The sequence below is a fragment of the Christiangramia portivictoriae DSM 23547 genome, assembly GCF_000423045.1.
Taxonomy (GTDB): domain Bacteria; phylum Bacteroidota; class Bacteroidia; order Flavobacteriales; family Flavobacteriaceae; genus Christiangramia; species Christiangramia portivictoriae.
On sequence record NZ_AUHF01000001.1, the window covers coordinates 429,844 to 445,936 of the forward strand.

Annotated in this window: 18 protein-coding genes and 1 pseudogene; 14 read left to right on the forward strand and 5 right to left on the reverse strand. The window is 40.7% G+C overall.

Features of this window, described 5'->3' with window-relative positions:
- Positions 1-4: 4 nt before the first annotated feature.
- The 10 genes from G529_RS0102060 to G529_RS0102105 all read left to right on the forward strand — a co-directional run bounded on the left by G529_RS0102060 (position 5) and on the right by G529_RS0102105 (position 8,852).
- The gene (locus G529_RS0102060; RefSeq protein ID WP_026913949.1) at positions 5-481 is read left to right on the forward strand and encodes a Na+/H+ antiporter subunit E; all 477 of its coding nucleotides are present in this window, start codon (positions 5-7) and stop codon (positions 479-481) included.
- Positions 478-750, forward strand: coding sequence for a monovalent cation/H+ antiporter complex subunit F (locus G529_RS0102065; RefSeq protein ID WP_026913950.1), 273 nt, complete (start codon positions 478-480; stop codon positions 748-750). The genes G529_RS0102060 and G529_RS0102065 overlap by 4 nt, the downstream gene beginning before the upstream one ends.
- Entirely contained in the window at positions 747-1,157 is a 411-nt protein-coding gene (gene mnhG / locus G529_RS0102070) for a monovalent cation/H(+) antiporter subunit G (protein ID WP_026913951.1), read from the forward strand. Before G529_RS0102065 ends, mnhG begins: the two co-directional genes overlap by 4 nt.
- 481 nt (positions 1,158-1,638) lie before the next feature.
- The gene (locus G529_RS0102075; protein WP_026913952.1) at positions 1,639-2,796 is read left to right on the forward strand and encodes an aminotransferase class I/II-fold pyridoxal phosphate-dependent enzyme; all 1,158 of its coding nucleotides are present in this window, start codon (positions 1,639-1,641) and stop codon (positions 2,794-2,796) included.
- Positions 2,796-3,419 carry a dethiobiotin synthase gene (gene bioD, locus G529_RS0102080; protein WP_026913953.1) on the forward strand — a complete coding sequence of 208 codons (624 nt, stop codon included), beginning with the start codon at positions 2,796-2,798 and terminating at the stop codon, positions 3,417-3,419. The genes G529_RS0102075 and bioD overlap by 1 nt, the downstream gene beginning before the upstream one ends.
- Positions 3,407-4,699, forward strand: a complete 1,293-nt coding sequence (gene bioA, locus G529_RS0102085; protein WP_026913954.1) for an adenosylmethionine--8-amino-7-oxononanoate transaminase — start codon at positions 3,407-3,409, stop codon at positions 4,697-4,699. The genes bioD and bioA overlap by 13 nt, the downstream gene beginning before the upstream one ends.
- 63 nt (positions 4,700-4,762) lie before the next feature.
- The gene (locus G529_RS0102090) at positions 4,763-5,914 is read left to right on the forward strand and encodes a beta-ketoacyl synthase N-terminal-like domain-containing protein (protein ID WP_026913955.1); all 1,152 of its coding nucleotides are present in this window, start codon (positions 4,763-4,765) and stop codon (positions 5,912-5,914) included.
- Between the two features lie 87 nt (positions 5,915-6,001).
- On the forward strand, positions 6,002-7,093 hold the full coding sequence (bioB, locus tag G529_RS0102095; RefSeq protein WP_026913956.1) for a biotin synthase BioB: 1,092 nt from the start codon (positions 6,002-6,004) through the stop codon (positions 7,091-7,093).
- 14 nt (positions 7,094-7,107) lie between these two features.
- Positions 7,108-7,977, forward strand: coding sequence for a cupin-like domain-containing protein (locus G529_RS0102100; RefSeq protein ID WP_026913957.1), 870 nt, complete (start codon positions 7,108-7,110; stop codon positions 7,975-7,977).
- A gap of 11 nt (positions 7,978-7,988) precedes the next feature.
- On the forward strand, positions 7,989-8,852 hold the full coding sequence (locus G529_RS0102105; protein ID WP_245566883.1) for a cupin-like domain-containing protein: 864 nt from the start codon (positions 7,989-7,991) through the stop codon (positions 8,850-8,852).
- Here G529_RS0102105 and G529_RS0102110 read toward each other — a convergent pair.
- The 5 genes and pseudogenes from G529_RS0102110 to G529_RS0102130 form a co-directional block, all read right to left on the reverse strand.
- The gene (locus G529_RS0102110) at positions 8,849-9,322 is read right to left on the reverse strand and encodes a regulatory protein RecX (RefSeq protein WP_026913959.1); all 474 of its coding nucleotides are present in this window, start codon (positions 9,320-9,322) and stop codon (positions 8,849-8,851) included. The genes G529_RS0102105 and G529_RS0102110 overlap by 4 nt on opposite strands.
- Positions 9,312-9,512: a hypothetical protein gene (locus G529_RS16585; RefSeq protein ID WP_026913960.1), complete on the reverse strand. Its 201-nt coding sequence runs from the start codon at positions 9,510-9,512 to the stop codon at positions 9,312-9,314. Before G529_RS16585 ends, G529_RS0102110 begins: the two co-directional genes overlap by 11 nt.
- A 35-nt stretch (positions 9,513-9,547) precedes the next feature.
- Positions 9,548-10,095 (reverse strand): annotated as a pseudogene (locus G529_RS15375) (YciE/YciF ferroxidase family protein).
- A gap of 153 nt (positions 10,096-10,248) precedes the next feature.
- Positions 10,249-11,787 carry an Rne/Rng family ribonuclease gene (locus tag G529_RS0102125; protein WP_026913961.1) on the reverse strand — a complete coding sequence of 513 codons (1,539 nt, stop codon included), beginning with the start codon at positions 11,785-11,787 and terminating at the stop codon, positions 10,249-10,251.
- Positions 11,788-12,108: 321 nt separating this feature from the next.
- Positions 12,109-12,399, reverse strand: coding sequence for an HU family DNA-binding protein (locus tag G529_RS0102130; RefSeq protein WP_026913962.1), 291 nt, complete (start codon positions 12,397-12,399; stop codon positions 12,109-12,111).
- A 140-nt stretch (positions 12,400-12,539) separates the two neighbouring features.
- On the opposite strand from G529_RS0102130, the gene mutY reads away from it, so the two are divergent.
- The 4 genes from mutY to gldD all read left to right on the forward strand — a co-directional run bounded on the left by mutY (position 12,540) and on the right by gldD (position 16,084).
- Positions 12,540-13,592 (forward strand): A/G-specific adenine glycosylase, encoded by a 1,053-nt coding sequence (gene mutY, locus G529_RS0102135; RefSeq protein ID WP_026913963.1) that lies wholly within the window; start codon positions 12,540-12,542, stop codon positions 13,590-13,592.
- Positions 13,593-13,700: 108 nt separating this feature from the next.
- Positions 13,701-14,183 carry a single-stranded DNA-binding protein gene (locus tag G529_RS0102140; RefSeq protein ID WP_026913964.1) on the forward strand — a complete coding sequence of 161 codons (483 nt, stop codon included), beginning with the start codon at positions 13,701-13,703 and terminating at the stop codon, positions 14,181-14,183.
- Between the two features lie 21 nt (positions 14,184-14,204).
- Positions 14,205-15,527 carry a gliding motility-associated protein GldE gene (locus G529_RS0102145; RefSeq protein ID WP_026913965.1) on the forward strand — a complete coding sequence of 441 codons (1,323 nt, stop codon included), beginning with the start codon at positions 14,205-14,207 and terminating at the stop codon, positions 15,525-15,527.
- Complete coding sequence (gldD, locus tag G529_RS0102150) at positions 15,524-16,084, forward strand: gliding motility lipoprotein GldD (protein ID WP_026913966.1); 561 nt, start codon at positions 15,524-15,526, stop codon at positions 16,082-16,084. The genes G529_RS0102145 and gldD overlap by 4 nt, the downstream gene beginning before the upstream one ends.
- Positions 16,085-16,093 lie beyond the last annotated feature (9 nt).

The following is a 16,093-nucleotide window of genomic DNA, read 5'->3' on the forward strand; positions in this document are numbered from 1 at the left end:
GAAAATGAAGAATAAATTTCTTTCAAACATATTACTAACATTCGTATGGGTTGCTCTTACGGGTGATTTTTCTTTCGAGAACTATTTGTTTGGATTCTTTCTGAATTTTCATATTCTATGGTTGATCACCGTGGGAAGAAAACGAACCCGTTATTTCCTAATTGTTCCTAAGATCATCTTGTTATTGCTGAATTTTCTTTATGAACTGGTTAAGGCCAATATCGAGGTAGCTTATGAAGTGATTACACCTCGACTTAATGTCACCCCGGGAATCATCATGGTGCCTCTGGATGTAAAATCTGATATTGGAATTACCGTGCTTGCGAATATGATCTCGTTGACACCGGGAACTTTAAGTATTGATGTATCTAATGATAAGAAAGTTCTTTTTGTGCATGCGATGTACCTGAAGGACAGAGAGAAATTCATTCGCGGGATCAAGGATGGATTTGAACGTAGAATTTTGGAAGTGCTGTCATGACGTTAGTTGAATATTTACATTATATCATTTTACCCGTGCTGGTGATCTCTGCAGTTTTAATTCTCTGGAGATTTATACAGGGTCCCAGCATCGCAGATAAGATCGTTTCACTGGACCTGCTAATTACTACCGGTATTGGGATCATTGCGATATACAGTATAATTTACAGTCAGTCAACTTTAATGGATACTGCACTTATCCTGGCATTGATTGCTTTTTTAAGTACCGTAGCACTTTCATATTATCTCGAAAAACGTAAAAGGAAATGATCGATATCATTATAGCCGCCATAGCGACCTTAGGAGCCCTTTTCGTTCTTTTAGCAGCGATTGGGATTGTGCGTATGCCAGATACCTACCTACGTATTTCTGTAACGACCAAAGCGGCCACGCTAGGTGTAGGCTTATTGTTGCTTAGCTCCACTATATTTTTTAGCAATGCCGATGTGACTTCTCAGGCATTTGTGATCATTTTGTTTCTGTTCCTTACTGCACCTGTAAGTGCACACCTTATAGGAAGGGCTTCATATTTTATAGGAGTGAAACTCTGGGACAAATCGGTAATGGATGAACTGCAGGGTAAATACCAGAAGAATACCCATATCCTGAAAAGCAAGGTGGACGATACTCCTGAAGATAACGTGGATCACAGTAAAATGGATGACGCTGATAAATAATTAGCGGTTAATCTTTTTTCTCCTCGTCCTGTTTATTCTTTCTGATCATTTCGTGTTCAAGTAGCCAAAACCGAGGTTGATAATTAAAATAAGTCCGCTTATAATATCTAGTTCTGTATACATTCCAAAACCAGCAGGACATACGGTAGCAGCACTACACCAAACTGCAGCTGCGGTGGTAAGACCTTGGATCTTCTACTTCTTTTCCAGAATCGTTCCTGCGCCAATAAACCCAATCCCTACAACAATCTGCCCTAGGACCCGGTAATATCAACAGACTCTTCGTTCTGAAATCTTAGAGCCATTCATATAAAGATCGCAGAACCAAAAGCATCCAGTGCATTCGTTTTTAATCTCGCGCCTTTACCCTGTGTTTCCGGTTCATATCCAATTACCAGTGCGGCAATTGTCGCAAGTACTACTTTAAGAGCAAATAGTTCCCAGTTTATATTTTATAAATTTCATTGCTTAAGTTTGCTATATGCATAAGCTACCCTTAAAATTAGAGCAAAGACTTGAAAAAAGAAAACTTGATAATTTTTTTCGAAGTCTTCCTTCTGAAATGGAAGGTATAGATTTTTTTTCCAACGACTATTTGGGGTTTTCTTCTTCGGAAGTTATTAGAGGTAGGGTTTCGGAGATACTGGCTGGATATGATTTTAAAAATGGAGCTACCGGTTCCAGGCTTCTCTCTGGCAATCATGCATTATTCAGTAAAGCTGAAAAAGTGATCGCTCAATTTCACCAAGCTGATTCTGCTTTGATATTCAACTCTGGATATGATGCCAATCTGGGATTTTTTTCAGCAGTGCCGCAAAAGGGTGATGTGATATTATACGATGAATTGAGTCATGCTTCTATCCGTGATGGTCTGAGGATGAGCCTGGCCAGGTCTTATAAGTTTGCTCATAACAATCTGGCGGAACTTGAATCTAAACTCAGCAGGTTCAGCGCAACCTCTAATGATTCGCAGATATATATCGTTACAGAATCTGTATTTTCCATGGATGGTGATAGGCCTGATCTTTTGCGCATAGCAGATCTTGCACGGCGCTTTAATGCTTTATTGATTATCGACGAGGCTCATGCGACCGGTGTTTTTGGTGAATCTGGTGTTGGGTTGATTCAGGAGCTTGGCCTTGAAAAAAGCGTATTCGCCAGGATTCAGACCTTTGGCAAGGCAATGGGTAGCCATGGTGCGGCTATTCTGGGCAGTGCTCAATTAAGAGATTACCTGATCAATTTTGCAAGGAGCTTTATATATACCACTGCACTTCCTCCACATGCCGTCGCTACTTTACTGGCAGCATATGAAAACCTTCAGGCTGATGCTCTAATTACAGCAAAGCTTCGTGAAAATATCAGATTTTTTAAAGCTGAGCTGGACAGGAATGCGCTTACCAAAAGATTTATAAATAGTGATTCTACCATCCAGAGCTGTATCGTGACAGGGAATGATCGAGTGAAAACAATCGCTGCAAAGCTACTGGAAAATGGTTTCGTGGTAAAACCCATATTATCACCTACGGTTCCTCTGGGACAGGAAAGATTAAGATTTTGTCTGCATGCCTATAATTCGAAGCAGGAAATTTCGGAGGTCTTGGAAAGGCTGGCTAACTTTGTACAAAAATTGGATTAATGCCTGCTCATTATTTTATTACCGGAATTAGTACAGATGTTGGAAAAAGCATCGCAGCCGCCATCATCACTGAAGCATTGGAAGCCGATTACTGGAAGCCTGTACAGGCTGGTGACCTCGATAATTCAGACACTCATAAAGTTGAGCGTTTGATTAGCAATCCCAGCACGACTTTTCATAATAATAGCTATGCTTTGAATAGTCCTATGAGTCCGCATGCTGCTGCGGAGATTGATTCAGTAAAAATTGATTTGAAGAAGATCAAAAGACCTGAAACCAATCGAGATCTCATTATTGAAGGTGCAGGTGGATTACTGGTGCCTTTAAATGATAAAAGCACCATCCTGGACCTAATTGAGAAAGATGACTGTGTCATTCTGGTTTCCAGGCATTATCTTGGAAGCATCAATCACACGCTGTTGAGTATTGAAGCGCTTAAATCACGTGGGATTAATAATATTAAGATCATCTTTAGCGGTGATGAGCACAAAAGTACGGAACAGGCGATCCGGGAGCATGGTGGTATTGAAGTACTGGGAAGAATAGAACAGGAGCCATATTTTGATAAGAATGTAGTACTGGAATATGCTGAAAAATGGAGGGAGAAGCTATGCAAAAAGTAACGAATACATCAAACCTTAGACAAAGGGACGGCAAACATTTATGGCATCCGCTCACGCAGCATAAGGTATCTTCAGAAATGCTGCCTATCACCAAGGCAAGCGGCGTGATACTTACAGACGATGAAGGCCGGGAGTATATTGACGGAATCTCTTCCTGGTACACTGCGGTTTATGGACATTGCAACCCGCACATCACTGGAAAGGTTGCTGCGCAGATGCAGCAACTGGATCAGGTGGTTTTCAGCGGATTCACACACGAGCCGGCCATAGAGCTATCTGAAGCTTTGATAAAAATATTACCTGAAGGGCAGCAAAAACTGTTTTTCAATGATAATGGCTCCACAGCGACCGAGATCGGGATCAAAATGGCACTGCAGTATCATCATAACCTCGGGAATGATCGAAAAGTAATGCTCGCTTTTGAAAATGGATTCCATGGTGATACTTTCGGAGCAATGTCGGTTTCCGGATTATCTGTTTACAACGGAGCTTTTGAAGATCATTTTATACGTGTAGAACGTATTCCGGTTCCAGATGGCACCAACAACAAGGCAATTCTCGATCAATTAGAAACTCTACTTAGCAAGGGAAATATTGCTGGATTCATTTATGAGCCTCTAATTCAGGGTGCAGCAGCAATGAAATTTCACGATGCAGAAGGATTGAATGCCATATTAAAACTCTGCCGGCAACGTGAAGTCCTCCTGGTGGCAGATGAGGTTATGACAGGTTTTGGTAAAACCGGGACTTATTTTGCTTCAGATCATATTGCTGAAAAGCCAGACGTAATCTGTATGTCTAAAGCTCTAACTGCAGGCCTGCTGCCAATGGGATTAACCTCGTGTAGTCAGAAAGTTTACGATGCTTTCTATTCAGATGAAATTGCGAAAGGTCTTTTTCACGGCCATACCTATACGGCGAATCCACTTGCGTGCGCAGCGGCCCTGGCAGGTATAGAATTACTGACTTCCGAAGAAATTCAGCAGAACATTCATAGGATTTCAGAAAGTAACAAGAAGTTCATTCTTGAATTGAAGCAGAACCAACAAGTTCTCAACCCTCGCTCCATGGGAGTGATCCTCGCTTTTGAGCTTGATGTGAAAATGGAGCGTTACGGGAATCAGCGCAATAAGCTTTTCAGCTTTTTTATGGACAGGAGATTATTTTTACGTCCGCTTGGAAATACCATCTACATCGTTCCGCCTTATATTACTTCTGAAGCTCAGATGAGCGATATCTACCAGTTGCTTCAGGAATGTATCGATCAATTTCAGGCGTAAATTAACGCTTGATGAACTGTCCAAAAGAACTATCCATAGTATTTTTGACATAAAAATAAGTCCTTGAAAAATCCTATTTCCATAGACGCGATCGCCAGTGTTTCTCCCTTGGGAAGCGCTGCGGAAGAGATCTGGAACAACTACCTTCAAAACTCCCACCATTTTAGTAGAATAACTGCGGCTGAAGGATCCTGGTGGGCTGGAAAATTACCGGAGCAACTGGACAGGCAGCTAGCAGAGCTGCAGCAGGAAGATTCCAGGTACCGCCATCTGGACCGTTCGGTTCTAATGGCTATCCTTACCGGCCGAAAACTTAAAGAACAAACCGGTTACACTAATAGTAATTCTGGGTTGAACATTGGAAGCAGCCGCGGTGCAACAGAACTTTTTGAAAAATATCACAAGGAATTCACAGAGACCGGAAAGGCCTCTACCTATAGTTCACCAACCACCACTTTAGGGAATATTAGCTCCTGGACCGCACAGGATCTGCAACTGGAAGGCCCCGAATTCTCCCATAGTATTACCTGTTCTACAGGAATGCATTCCATTCTGAATGCGATCGCCTGGCTGGAAAGCGGCATGCGCGATCATTTCATTGCCGGTGGCAGCGAAGCACCACTTACAGGTTTTACGCTGGCACAAATGGAAGCTATGAAGATCTATGCGCAAAATAATGATGAATATCCATGTAAATCGCTGGATATGGAAAAGGAAAAGAATAGCATGATACTAAGTGAAGCGGCGGGATTGGTGTCTTTGAGTAAAAACACTTCAGTAAGTTCACAGGCTGTTATTCACGGGATTGGTTACGCCAATGAAGAATTAAAGCACGGTGCATCCCTATCCCGGGAAGGTTTCTGTCTTCAGAAGAGCATGAAAATGGCAATAAAAGATACTTCTGAAGAGATTGATGGGATCGTGATGCATGCTCCCGGAACCATTGGCGGGGATGTGGCTGAAGTAAATGCGGTAAAACATGTCTTTGGTGAGAACCATCCTGCCATTACCTCTAACAAATGGAAAACCGGGCATAGCTTTGCAACATCAGGAATTCTGAATATTCAAATGGCGGTCTTGATGCTTCAGCATCAGGAATTTATAACTGTGCCTTTTTCAAGATTTCAGAAAAAACCCACGCAATTAAAAAACATTCTGGTAAACTCTGTTGGTTTTGGCGGCAATGCGGTTTCCCTGCTAATTTCTGCAAATTGATCATTTTAGACTCACATTCATAAAACTTTTTGCAGCTTTACTCTTGAAAGCTTAGTTTTCTTTATTTTTGAATACAAATCGAATTACATGGCACTTAAACACGACTGGACGAAGGAAGAGATCCTCGATATATATAACAAACCATTTATGGATCTGCTTTACGAAGCTGCGAGCGTTCATCGCGAGCATCATGATCCAAATACGGTACAGGTTTCAACCTTACTTTCTATAAAGACCGGTGGCTGTCCCGAAGATTGCGGATATTGCCCTCAGGCGGCTCGATATCATACAGATCTGGAAGGGAACGATCTTATGAGCGTAAACCAGGTGAAAGCCCAGGCATTGCGCGCTAAAGCATCTGGAAGTTCCAGAGTTTGTATGGGTGCAGCCTGGAGAAATGTGAAAGATGGGGAAGAGTTCGACAATGTCCTGGAAATGGTAAGAAGTATCAATAAGCTGGATATGGAGGTTTGCTGCACGCTGGGAATGCTTACAGAAAACCAGGCGGCAAGACTTGCAGAAGCTGGCCTTTACGCATACAATCACAACCTTGATACATCTGAAGATTATTATAAAGAAGTGATCTCAACCCGTGGATTTGACGATAGACTTGCAACGATCGACAATGTTCGTAAAACGAACGTGACCGTATGCAGTGGAGGGATCATTGGAATGGGAGAAAGTACGGCAGACCGTGCAGGAATGCTGGTTGCGCTGGCGACTCTTAACCCACAGCCAGAATCTGTTCCAATCAATGCGCTTGTTCCTGTAGAAGGAACTCCAATGGAAGAACAGGAACCCGTACCAATCTGGGATATGATCAGGATGGTGGCAACAACCAGGATCGTTATGCCAGAAACACAGGTGAGACTTTCAGCTGGAAGAACGCAGATGAGCAGAGAAGGACAGGCGATGTGTTTCTTCGCCGGAGCAAACTCCATATTTGCCGGTGACAAATTGCTTACAACACCAAATCCTGATGTGAATGAGGATATGGAAATGTTTAAAATGCTTGGTTTGAATCCGCAAAAACCTTTTGTAAAGAAATCACAGCCTGAAAGTGTAGCTGCTGAAAATACTCAGTTTCAGAGTCAGAACGAGAAACCTAAATGGTCCCGACCAGGACACAAGATCGAGCGAAATCTTGAAGCTCAGCAAAAGGCAAAAACGAAAGTTTAACAAAAGAATACCTATTGAAACTGGATCTCCAAAATATTCCCAGGCGAAGCAATCTTTCACAGGAAGAATTTCACCGGGAATATTTTGAACCCAGGAGACCAGTAATTATTGAAGATCTTAGCAGGAACTGGCCTGCTCTTAAAAAATGGAATTTCAGTTATTTCAAGGAAAAGGCAGGTGAGATCATTGTGCCCTTATATGACGGGAAACCAGCCAGTGGCCGTTCTAATTCTCATGGTCCGGCAAAAAAGATTCCTTTTAAAGACTATATTGAAATTTTAGAAAAAGGTCCTACAGATCTACGGATGTTCTTCTTTAATCTACTTCAAAATTGCCCTGATCTTATCGAGGATTTCAAGTACCCGGAGCTGGGAGTGAAGTTCTTTAAGAAGCTTCCTGTATTATTTGTTGGTGGTGAAGGTTCGAAGGTCGTCATGCATTACGACATGGATCTGGCCAATAATTTTCATTTTAACTTCGCAGGCAGAAAGCGAATTATTTTATATCCTCCAGATCAAACAGGTTTTATTTATAAGGTGCCATATTCCATCGTAAGTATGGAAATCATTGATATGGAAGATCCTGATCTGGATAAATATCCGGCTTTAGCCAAGGCAAAGGGATATGAATGTACTTTAGAACATGGAGATGCTCTGTATATTCCCAGTCGCTGGTGGCATTGGGTTAAATATGAAACTCCTAGTCTTTCACTTACGCTTAGATCGCTGCCGTCAAAACCATCAGACCTTGGTGAAGTGTTATCCAACCTTTTATTTATGCGTAACTATGATAATTTGATGCGTAAATTGAAAGGACAAAAATGGATAGAATATAAAAACCGCAAGGCAATCGAACGCACACATCGCCATGCCGGTATTAAATGAAGCATGAATTTATGAGACTTGAGAACATACCGAGAGTAAAAACGATTTCAAAGGCAGATTTTGTGCGAGATTATGTTAGACCGCAAAAACCTGTCGTTATCGAACATTTGATAGATGACTGGCCTGCTTATAAAAAATGGTCACTGGGATATATTCAAGAAATTGCCTGCGACCGGGAAGTACCATTATATGACGACCGGCCCATAAGCTCAGAGTTCAAATTTAATGAGCCACATACAAAAATGAAAATGCGGGATTATGTGGATCTTCTCAATTCAAAACCTACAAATTATCGAATTTTCCTGTATCATTTAATGAAAGAAGTTCCTGCGCTACAAAAGGATTTTAAGTTTCCAGATATGGGTTTGCGGTTTTTGAAGCAATTGCCCATGCTGTTTTTTGGCGGAGAGAACAGTAAGGTTTTTATGCATTATGATATTGACTATGCAAATATTCTTCACTTTCATTTCCACGGAAAAAAGCGCTGTATTTTGTTTCCTCCTTCTGAAAGCAAGTTTTTATACAAGGTGCCACATGCTTTGATAAGCCGTGAGGACATCGATTTTACGAATCCGGATTATGAAAAATTTCCAGCACTCAAGGAAGCAAGTGGGTGTGTGACAGAGTTGAAGCATGGAGAAACTTTGTACATGCCTGAAGGTTACTGGCACCATATGACGTATTTAACAGCTGGTTTTTCCATGAGTTTGCGGGCAACGCCAAGAACTCTTACCAACCTTTCCAAGGCAGTTTATAACCTCGTTTTTATGAGGCATTTCGATAACTATATGCGAAAATTACGCGGACAAAAATGGATCGACTATAAGAATAGGCAGGCTATTAAAAACACGCACAGTAAGAATAAAATTAGCTAGATGATCTCCTGTATGGAGTCAAATACCAGCGAGGATTCATAGCCTTTTCGGAGGAGATGATCTGCCAGCTTTCCCTTTCTCTTGTACTCGTTAGGTTCGTTAATCTTCTCCAGTTTTTTTTCAGCAAGCTCAAAAAGCGTTGATCGATAATCTGACTCTTTAATTTCGGTAAGTCCCATTTTAATGATAGGTGACGAAATCCCTCTTTTCTTTAATTCCTGGGTGATCTTTACACGTCCCCATTTTTTAATTCTGAATTTTCCTCTAACGAAGCTTCTGGCAAAACGTTCTTCATTCAGGAATCCTTCCTGCATGAGTTCTATGATGATCTTTTCCTTGGCGGCGTCAATCATATGCATATCATTCAGTTTATCTTCCACTTCCTTCTGAGAACGATCTCTGTAGGCACAGAAATGCATAAGCTTCTGTAAAGCTTCCTCTACACTATAGGATTTGAATTTATGCTTCATGGCGGGACAAGTATCTTTTCAGCTGGAATAGCCAGTAGATTATTGTAATTACAAACCAAATGCAAAATAGAACAACTTCCGAAGGAATTACATAATAAGTGTCACCTATATTGATTGTAATATGTTCCCCGTAGAAGGCAAATCCCAGAATAAGGGTGATGCCGCTTACAAGAAGTGGAAATTTCCTCATGCCTCAAATATAGAATTTTGAATAGTAAATACCTGCTATCGGAGACTTCTAAGACATAAAAAACCTTCCGGAAGGGAAGGTTTAGCTAATTTATTGAAGCTCCTATTTCGCCTTTTGTTCAATCTGTTTTCAGCCAGCTTGTCCAGTTTCTCATCTGCCCTGTATTCTTCGTCCAGTGTCTTTTGCAGTTTCCTGGCGATGCTATCGTAACCGAGTTCCTTGGCATATCGAACTACGGTTCCGTAGCCTGAGATCTCGTAGTGTTCCACTCTCTGCGCGTCGGCAATTAGACCTGCATCACGCACAGCTTTCTCAGCATCGTCTTTTAGAAATGCTTCAGCTTCAGTAATAAGGCCTTTCATTGCTTTGCAGGTTTCACCGGTTGGTTTAATTTCGAGTTCCTCACAAACTTCGGCCAGGCGTGCTGGTGCGTCTCTGTTTCCTTGAGGTGTGCTTCAAATGCTTTCTTCAGTTTGGCGTCACTGGCATTTTCTGCCATTTTTGGAAGGGCTTTCAATAATTGAGTTTCTGCACTGTAGAGGTCCTTCAGCTGGTGTTCGAATAAATCCTTTAAGTTTTTCATATTCAAGATTAAATGGTTAATCCCATAAAATTAATCTGAAGTGTAAGTGACTATAGTTAAACCAATGCCAAAGAAATGTTGTTCAAATGCCAATTGGCAATTTCAGAATAAGGCATAAAAAAACGCCTTCCAATTGCTTGAAAGGCGTTTTTTTTATTGGATCACTTTCCCGTCATTATCGTGAAAGTGGTACTCTAAATACGTGTAAGCATCGCGAGGTAAAATTTTCACCCACCTTTTGTGGTCAACAAACCACTTGGAGCGGGGAGATGGAAAGCCTTTCGTTAAAAAGGCTGCAATAAAGGGATGTGCGCTAAGGGTGATCTTTTTGTGATCTTTTTTGATAAGCTTCTCAAGGTCGACTTTGATCTTATTCACCAAACTAATTGGTGCTTCGATCTCGCCATTACCGTTTGGATTGTCCTCACGGGTCTTGATATTCATTTCAGGCCTTACGCGTTGTCTTGTAATTTGTATCAATCCGAATTTACTCGGAGGTAAAATCTTGTGCTTGGCACGGTCATCACTCATCTCGTTACGCAGGTGATCGTAGAGTTTCTTTCTGTTTTCGGCTTTATTCATGTCTATAAAGTCCACGACTATGATACCGCCCATGTCACGCAAGCGTAACTGCCGGGCAATCTCTGTGGCACTTATCATGTTAACCTCTAATGCAGTATCTTCCTGGTTCTTGGATTTATTGGAACGGTTACCGGAGTTCACGTCAATAACGTGCATAGCTTCAGTATGTTCTATTACCAGATAGGCACCTTTACTCATGGAGACGGTGCGCCCAAAGGAAGTTTTAATTTGTCTCTCGATACCGTGTTTTTCGAAAATGGGTTGATTGGATTGATGCAACTTTACGATTGATTCTTTTTCAGGAGCGATTTCGCCCACATAATCTTTGATTTGAGTATAAAGCGTTTCATCATCCACGCAAATGGAAGTAAATGAATCATTGAATATGTCTCTTAGCAATGAAGAGGCTCTATTCAATTCTCCAAGAACTTTCGAGGGGTGATGAGGCTTATACAATTTTTTACACATGGCTGTCCAGCGACCAACTAAATTCTGCAGGTCTCTGTCCAGTTCTGCTACTTTCTTGCCTTCGGCAACGGTTCTAACAATCACACCAAATCCTTTAGGTTTGATGCTCTTAACCAGTCTCTTTAAACGTTCCTTTTCTTCTTTGCTTTCAATTTTTTGAGAAACTGAAACCCTGTTTGAAAAAGGCACGAGAACGATATAACGCCCTGGCAGCGAAAGCTCTGAGCTTATCCTGGGGCCCTTCGTGGAGATAGGTTCTTTTACTATTTGAACCAGTACCGATTGATTGGATTTTAAGACATCGGCAATTGCGCCGTTCTTGTCTATATCCTTTTCAATAGAAAAATTCTTTAAAGAATAATCTTTTAGTTTACCTGTGCTTACACGTTTGATGAACTTTAGCAGAGAAGAGATCTGAGGTCCCAGATCATGATAGTGTAAAAAACCATCTTTCTCATAGCCAACATTTACAAATGCGGCATTTAACCCAGGAACAGCTTTTCGAATCTTGGCAATATAAATATCTCCAACATTGAATTTGGTGCTGTCCTCCTCTTTGTTAAGTTCAATAAGTTTTCCATCTTTTAATAAGGCAAAATCTACAGCAGAAGGTTCGGACCGGATAATTAATTCTTTGTCCACACTTCCAGATTTTATATCCATACCTGTAATAATTACAGACATAGATGGATTAAACATTATTTTTTCACAGGTTTTGAATCCTGAAGAAACCTTGATAACAAAATTCGTTTGCTGAAGGTTTCAATTTCAAAGAACGATTGTAATTAAATAAAAAAAGTAGTTGTCACACTACTTTTTCTTGTGGCGATTAGCTCTTCTTCTCTTTTTACGCTTGTGCGTAGCCACCTTATGTCTTTTTCTTTTTTTACCACTTGGCATAGTGCAATGTCATTTAAATTAATACTTATTTCTTGGAAAGACCGGGCCGTCCGGTATTTCAATTTACTTTACCTCAACATTTGATTTAACTCCTTCTACAAAAATCTTTGCAGGTTTAAATGCAGGAATGTTGTGAGCAGGAATTTTAATGGTCGTGTTCTTGGAAATGTTTCTTCCAGTTTTTTCAGCTCTGGTCTTCACAACAAAACTTCCAAAACCACGAAGATAAACGTTATCTCCACTTTCCAGTGAAGTTTTAACCTCATCCATAAAAGATTCTATAGTAGCTTGTACGTCTGCCTTTTCCATTCCCAGTTTTTCTGAAATGTTTGCTACAATATCTGCTTTCGTCATTTTCGTGCTATTTAAATTTAATTATTGGGGTTCAATTTTTCAAGGGGGCAAATATAAGAATTAAATCTGCAATATTTCAAACCTAATTCACTAATAATTACGGAATAAACCTCTATTATTGCGGAGATTCATAATTTACTATGGTTTTTTCCAAAAGACTGAAGCAATGGTACTTGCAAAATAAACGCGACTTACCATGGAGATCTACTCAGGATCCCTATAAAATCTGGCTTAGTGAAATAATAATGCAGCAAACCCGGGTGGAACAGGGCTTGCCTTACTACCTGCGATTTACCGAGGTGTATCCAAACGTTCATGCGCTGGCAAATGCCCCGGAGCAGGAGGTGTTGAAATTATGGCAGGGACTGGGTTATTATTCAAGAGCAAGGAACCTTCACGCTACAGCGATCAAGGTTTCTAAGGAGCTTCAGGGTAACTTCCCAGATCATTATAAAGAATTGAAGACCTTAAAAGGTGTTGGAGATTACACCGCCAGTGCAATTGCATCTTTTTGTTATAACGAACCGGTTGCTGTTGTAGATGGGAATGTGTACCGGGTGTTATCCAGAGTCTTCGGGGTAGAAACTCCTATTAATAGTACTACCGGAGTCAAAGAATTCAAAGCCCTTGCACAGGAACTTATAGATAAGGAAGATCCGGCTACCTTTAACCAGGCGATCATGGAATTTGGCGCTATACAATGTAAACCCCAGAATCCGCTATGTGAGACCTGCCCTTTTAACGACATATGTCTGGCGCTAAAAAATGATAAAATTAAAGAGCTGCCTGTAAAACTCAAAAAGACAAAGATCAGGCATCGTTACTTTAATTATATAGTACCACACTTCAGGCATGAGCAGACCATTCTGGAAGAAAGAACTGGGAAAGGTATCTGGTCTGGACTGTATCAGTTTCCATTGGTTGAAACCAGCAAACCTGCAGGGGAGGAAGAGCTTATTAATACGCAAAACTTTCAGCAGCTAGTAGATGGCGAAAATTTTCTGCTAAGTATATATAATGAGAAGGAAGTAGTGCATAAATTATCGCATCAACACCTGCATACAACTTTCTGGAACCTAATAATTGACGTGGAAAATGATGAAACCATTAGTTTTAATGAGCTTCAGGATTATCCAGTTCCAGTACTTATAGAAAATTTTTTAAATGAGTTCCTTCCGGAGGAATATAAATAGAAGCTTGTTTATATCTTTGCCCGTTTTTGTCTTAGTGGCGGGAAAAAATTAGTATTTTAGAATAAATTTAGTCTTAATAAGCCGCAACTGGCTTTAAATATTTTGGAGATGACAGGTACATTGAACAAGGTAATGTTGATTGGACATACAGGAGATGACGTGAAAATGCATTATTTTGAAGGTGGTGGATCGCTGGGGCGCTTCCCGATTGCTACTAACGAAAGCTATACCAATAAGACAACTGGTGAGCGTGTGACCAATACTGAATGGCACAATGTGGTAGTAAGGAACAAAGCTGCAGAGATCTGCGAAAAATACCTGAAGAAAGGAGACAAGGTTTATATCGAAGGTAGAATCAAGACTAGAAAATGGCAGGATGATTCGGGTAGCGAGCGCTATTCAACAGAAATTCATTGTACAGAATTTACATTTCTCACTCCCAAGAATGAAAGTTCTGCAGAGCCAACTGCGGGAAATTCACAAATGGGTCAGAATAGGGCTATGCAACAACAGCAGTCTGTAACCCAAAATCCGGGAAGTAGAAATGAACCTTATAACCAGACAGAAGAAGAGGACGATCTGCCCTTCTAAGTTTAACTAAAATTTCAGCCTTTGGATTCGGAACCTCCCAGTTTGCTTTTGTTTCTAGCCTCAATGGGAATTACCCAGCTTATCAGCCTGGTTACCTTATTTGTGCTCTTATTATGCTCTGCGATGATCTCTGGAGCAGAAGTAGCTTTCTTTTCCCTTACTCCCGCTAATTTTATTACTGAAGATGGGAAGAGGTCTAAGACTCAGAATATAGTTATCAGCCTGCTTGAAAAACCTAAAAAACTACTGGCTACGATTCTGGTAGCCAACAATTTTATCAATATTGCCATTGTCCTGCTGTTTGATAGTCTCACAGATGACATCTTCGGAAGGATGAATACCACCTATTTCGGGGTCGATCTTCGATTTATTTTTGAAGTTGGTGTAGTGACATTTTTGATCTTACTCTTCGGAGAAATTCTTCCGAAGGTATATGCCAGCAGAAACAAGGTGCAATTTTCTAATTTCATGGCGTATCCCATCAATGTGCTGGACACGCTTTTTTCACCTTTAAGTACTCCAATGAGGGCTGTTACGCTCTATTTTCATGATAAGTTCGGGAAACAACGTTCTTTTATTAGCATAGATCATCTTTCCCAGGCACTCGAACTTACCAGCGAAGAAGATACTACTCGGGAAGAACAGAAGATTCTGCAGGGCATCGTAAGTTTTGGAAATACAGACACCAAGCAGGTGATGCGCCCAAGAATGGACATTTTTGCCCTTAATGAAGAAAGTCCTTACGACGAAATAATTCCTGAGATCATCGAAAACGGGTATTCCAGGATTCCTGTTTTTCGTGAAAATGTAGATAACGTCATTGGCATCTTATATATCAAAGATCTTTTACCATACCTGAATGAGAAGAAATTCGTCTGGACGAGTTTGCTTCGTGAACCTTACTTTGTTCCGGAGAATAAAAAACTGGATGATCTTCTCAACGATTTTAAAAACAAAAAAAACCATCTTGCTATAGTTGTGGATGAGTATGGAGGAACCAGCGGACTCATTTCCCTGGAAGATATCATTGAAGAGATTGTAGGTGATATTAGTGACGAGTTTGATGATGAAGATCTCATTTACTCCAAGCTGGATGAAAATAACTTCGTCTTTGAAGGGAAGACTCCGCTAAAAGATTTTTACAAGATCACCAGAATTGAAGATCCAGCTGTATTCGAGGATCAAAAAGGAGAGGCAGATACTTTAGCTGGATTCCTGCTCGAAATTTCGGGAGGCTTTCCGAAGAAAAATGACGAGATCATATTTTTAAATTATACGTTCTCCATCGAAGTCATAGACGATAAAAGGATCAAGCAAATCAAGCTAAATATTGCTCCTGTATGAGAAAACTGTGGTTTATAGTAGGTCTTCTGTTTTTATTCGCTTCCTGCCAGGATGAAGTGCAGCCAAAACCAAAAGCGTTCCTCGCCCTGGATTATCCAGAGGCCAGTTATGAGCAGATGAATATTGGCTGCCCGTACAGATTTGATAAAAACATGGATGCTCGAATATCGCCTTCCAGGAACAAAATTCCTTGTTGGATCAATATTAATTATGATTCAATGAATGGGGTGATCTTTCTTACATATCAGCCTGTTCGTGGGAATCTCGATTCTTTACTTACCGATGCTCAAAAACTACCTTTACAGCATACTGTAAAAGCAGATGCCATAGAAGGTGATGTGTACATGAACGACCTGCATAAAACCTATGGAATGTTATATGAAGTGGAGGGTAACGCTGCCTCGCAGGCGCAGTTCTATCTAACAGATAGTACAAAACATTTTATCACAGGTTCTGTATACTTTAATAGTTTGCCAAACTACGATTCCATAGTGCCCGCAGCCAATTACCTCAAAAAGGATATCCGCGTCCTGATGGAAAGTCTTCAATGGAATTGATAAGTTTTT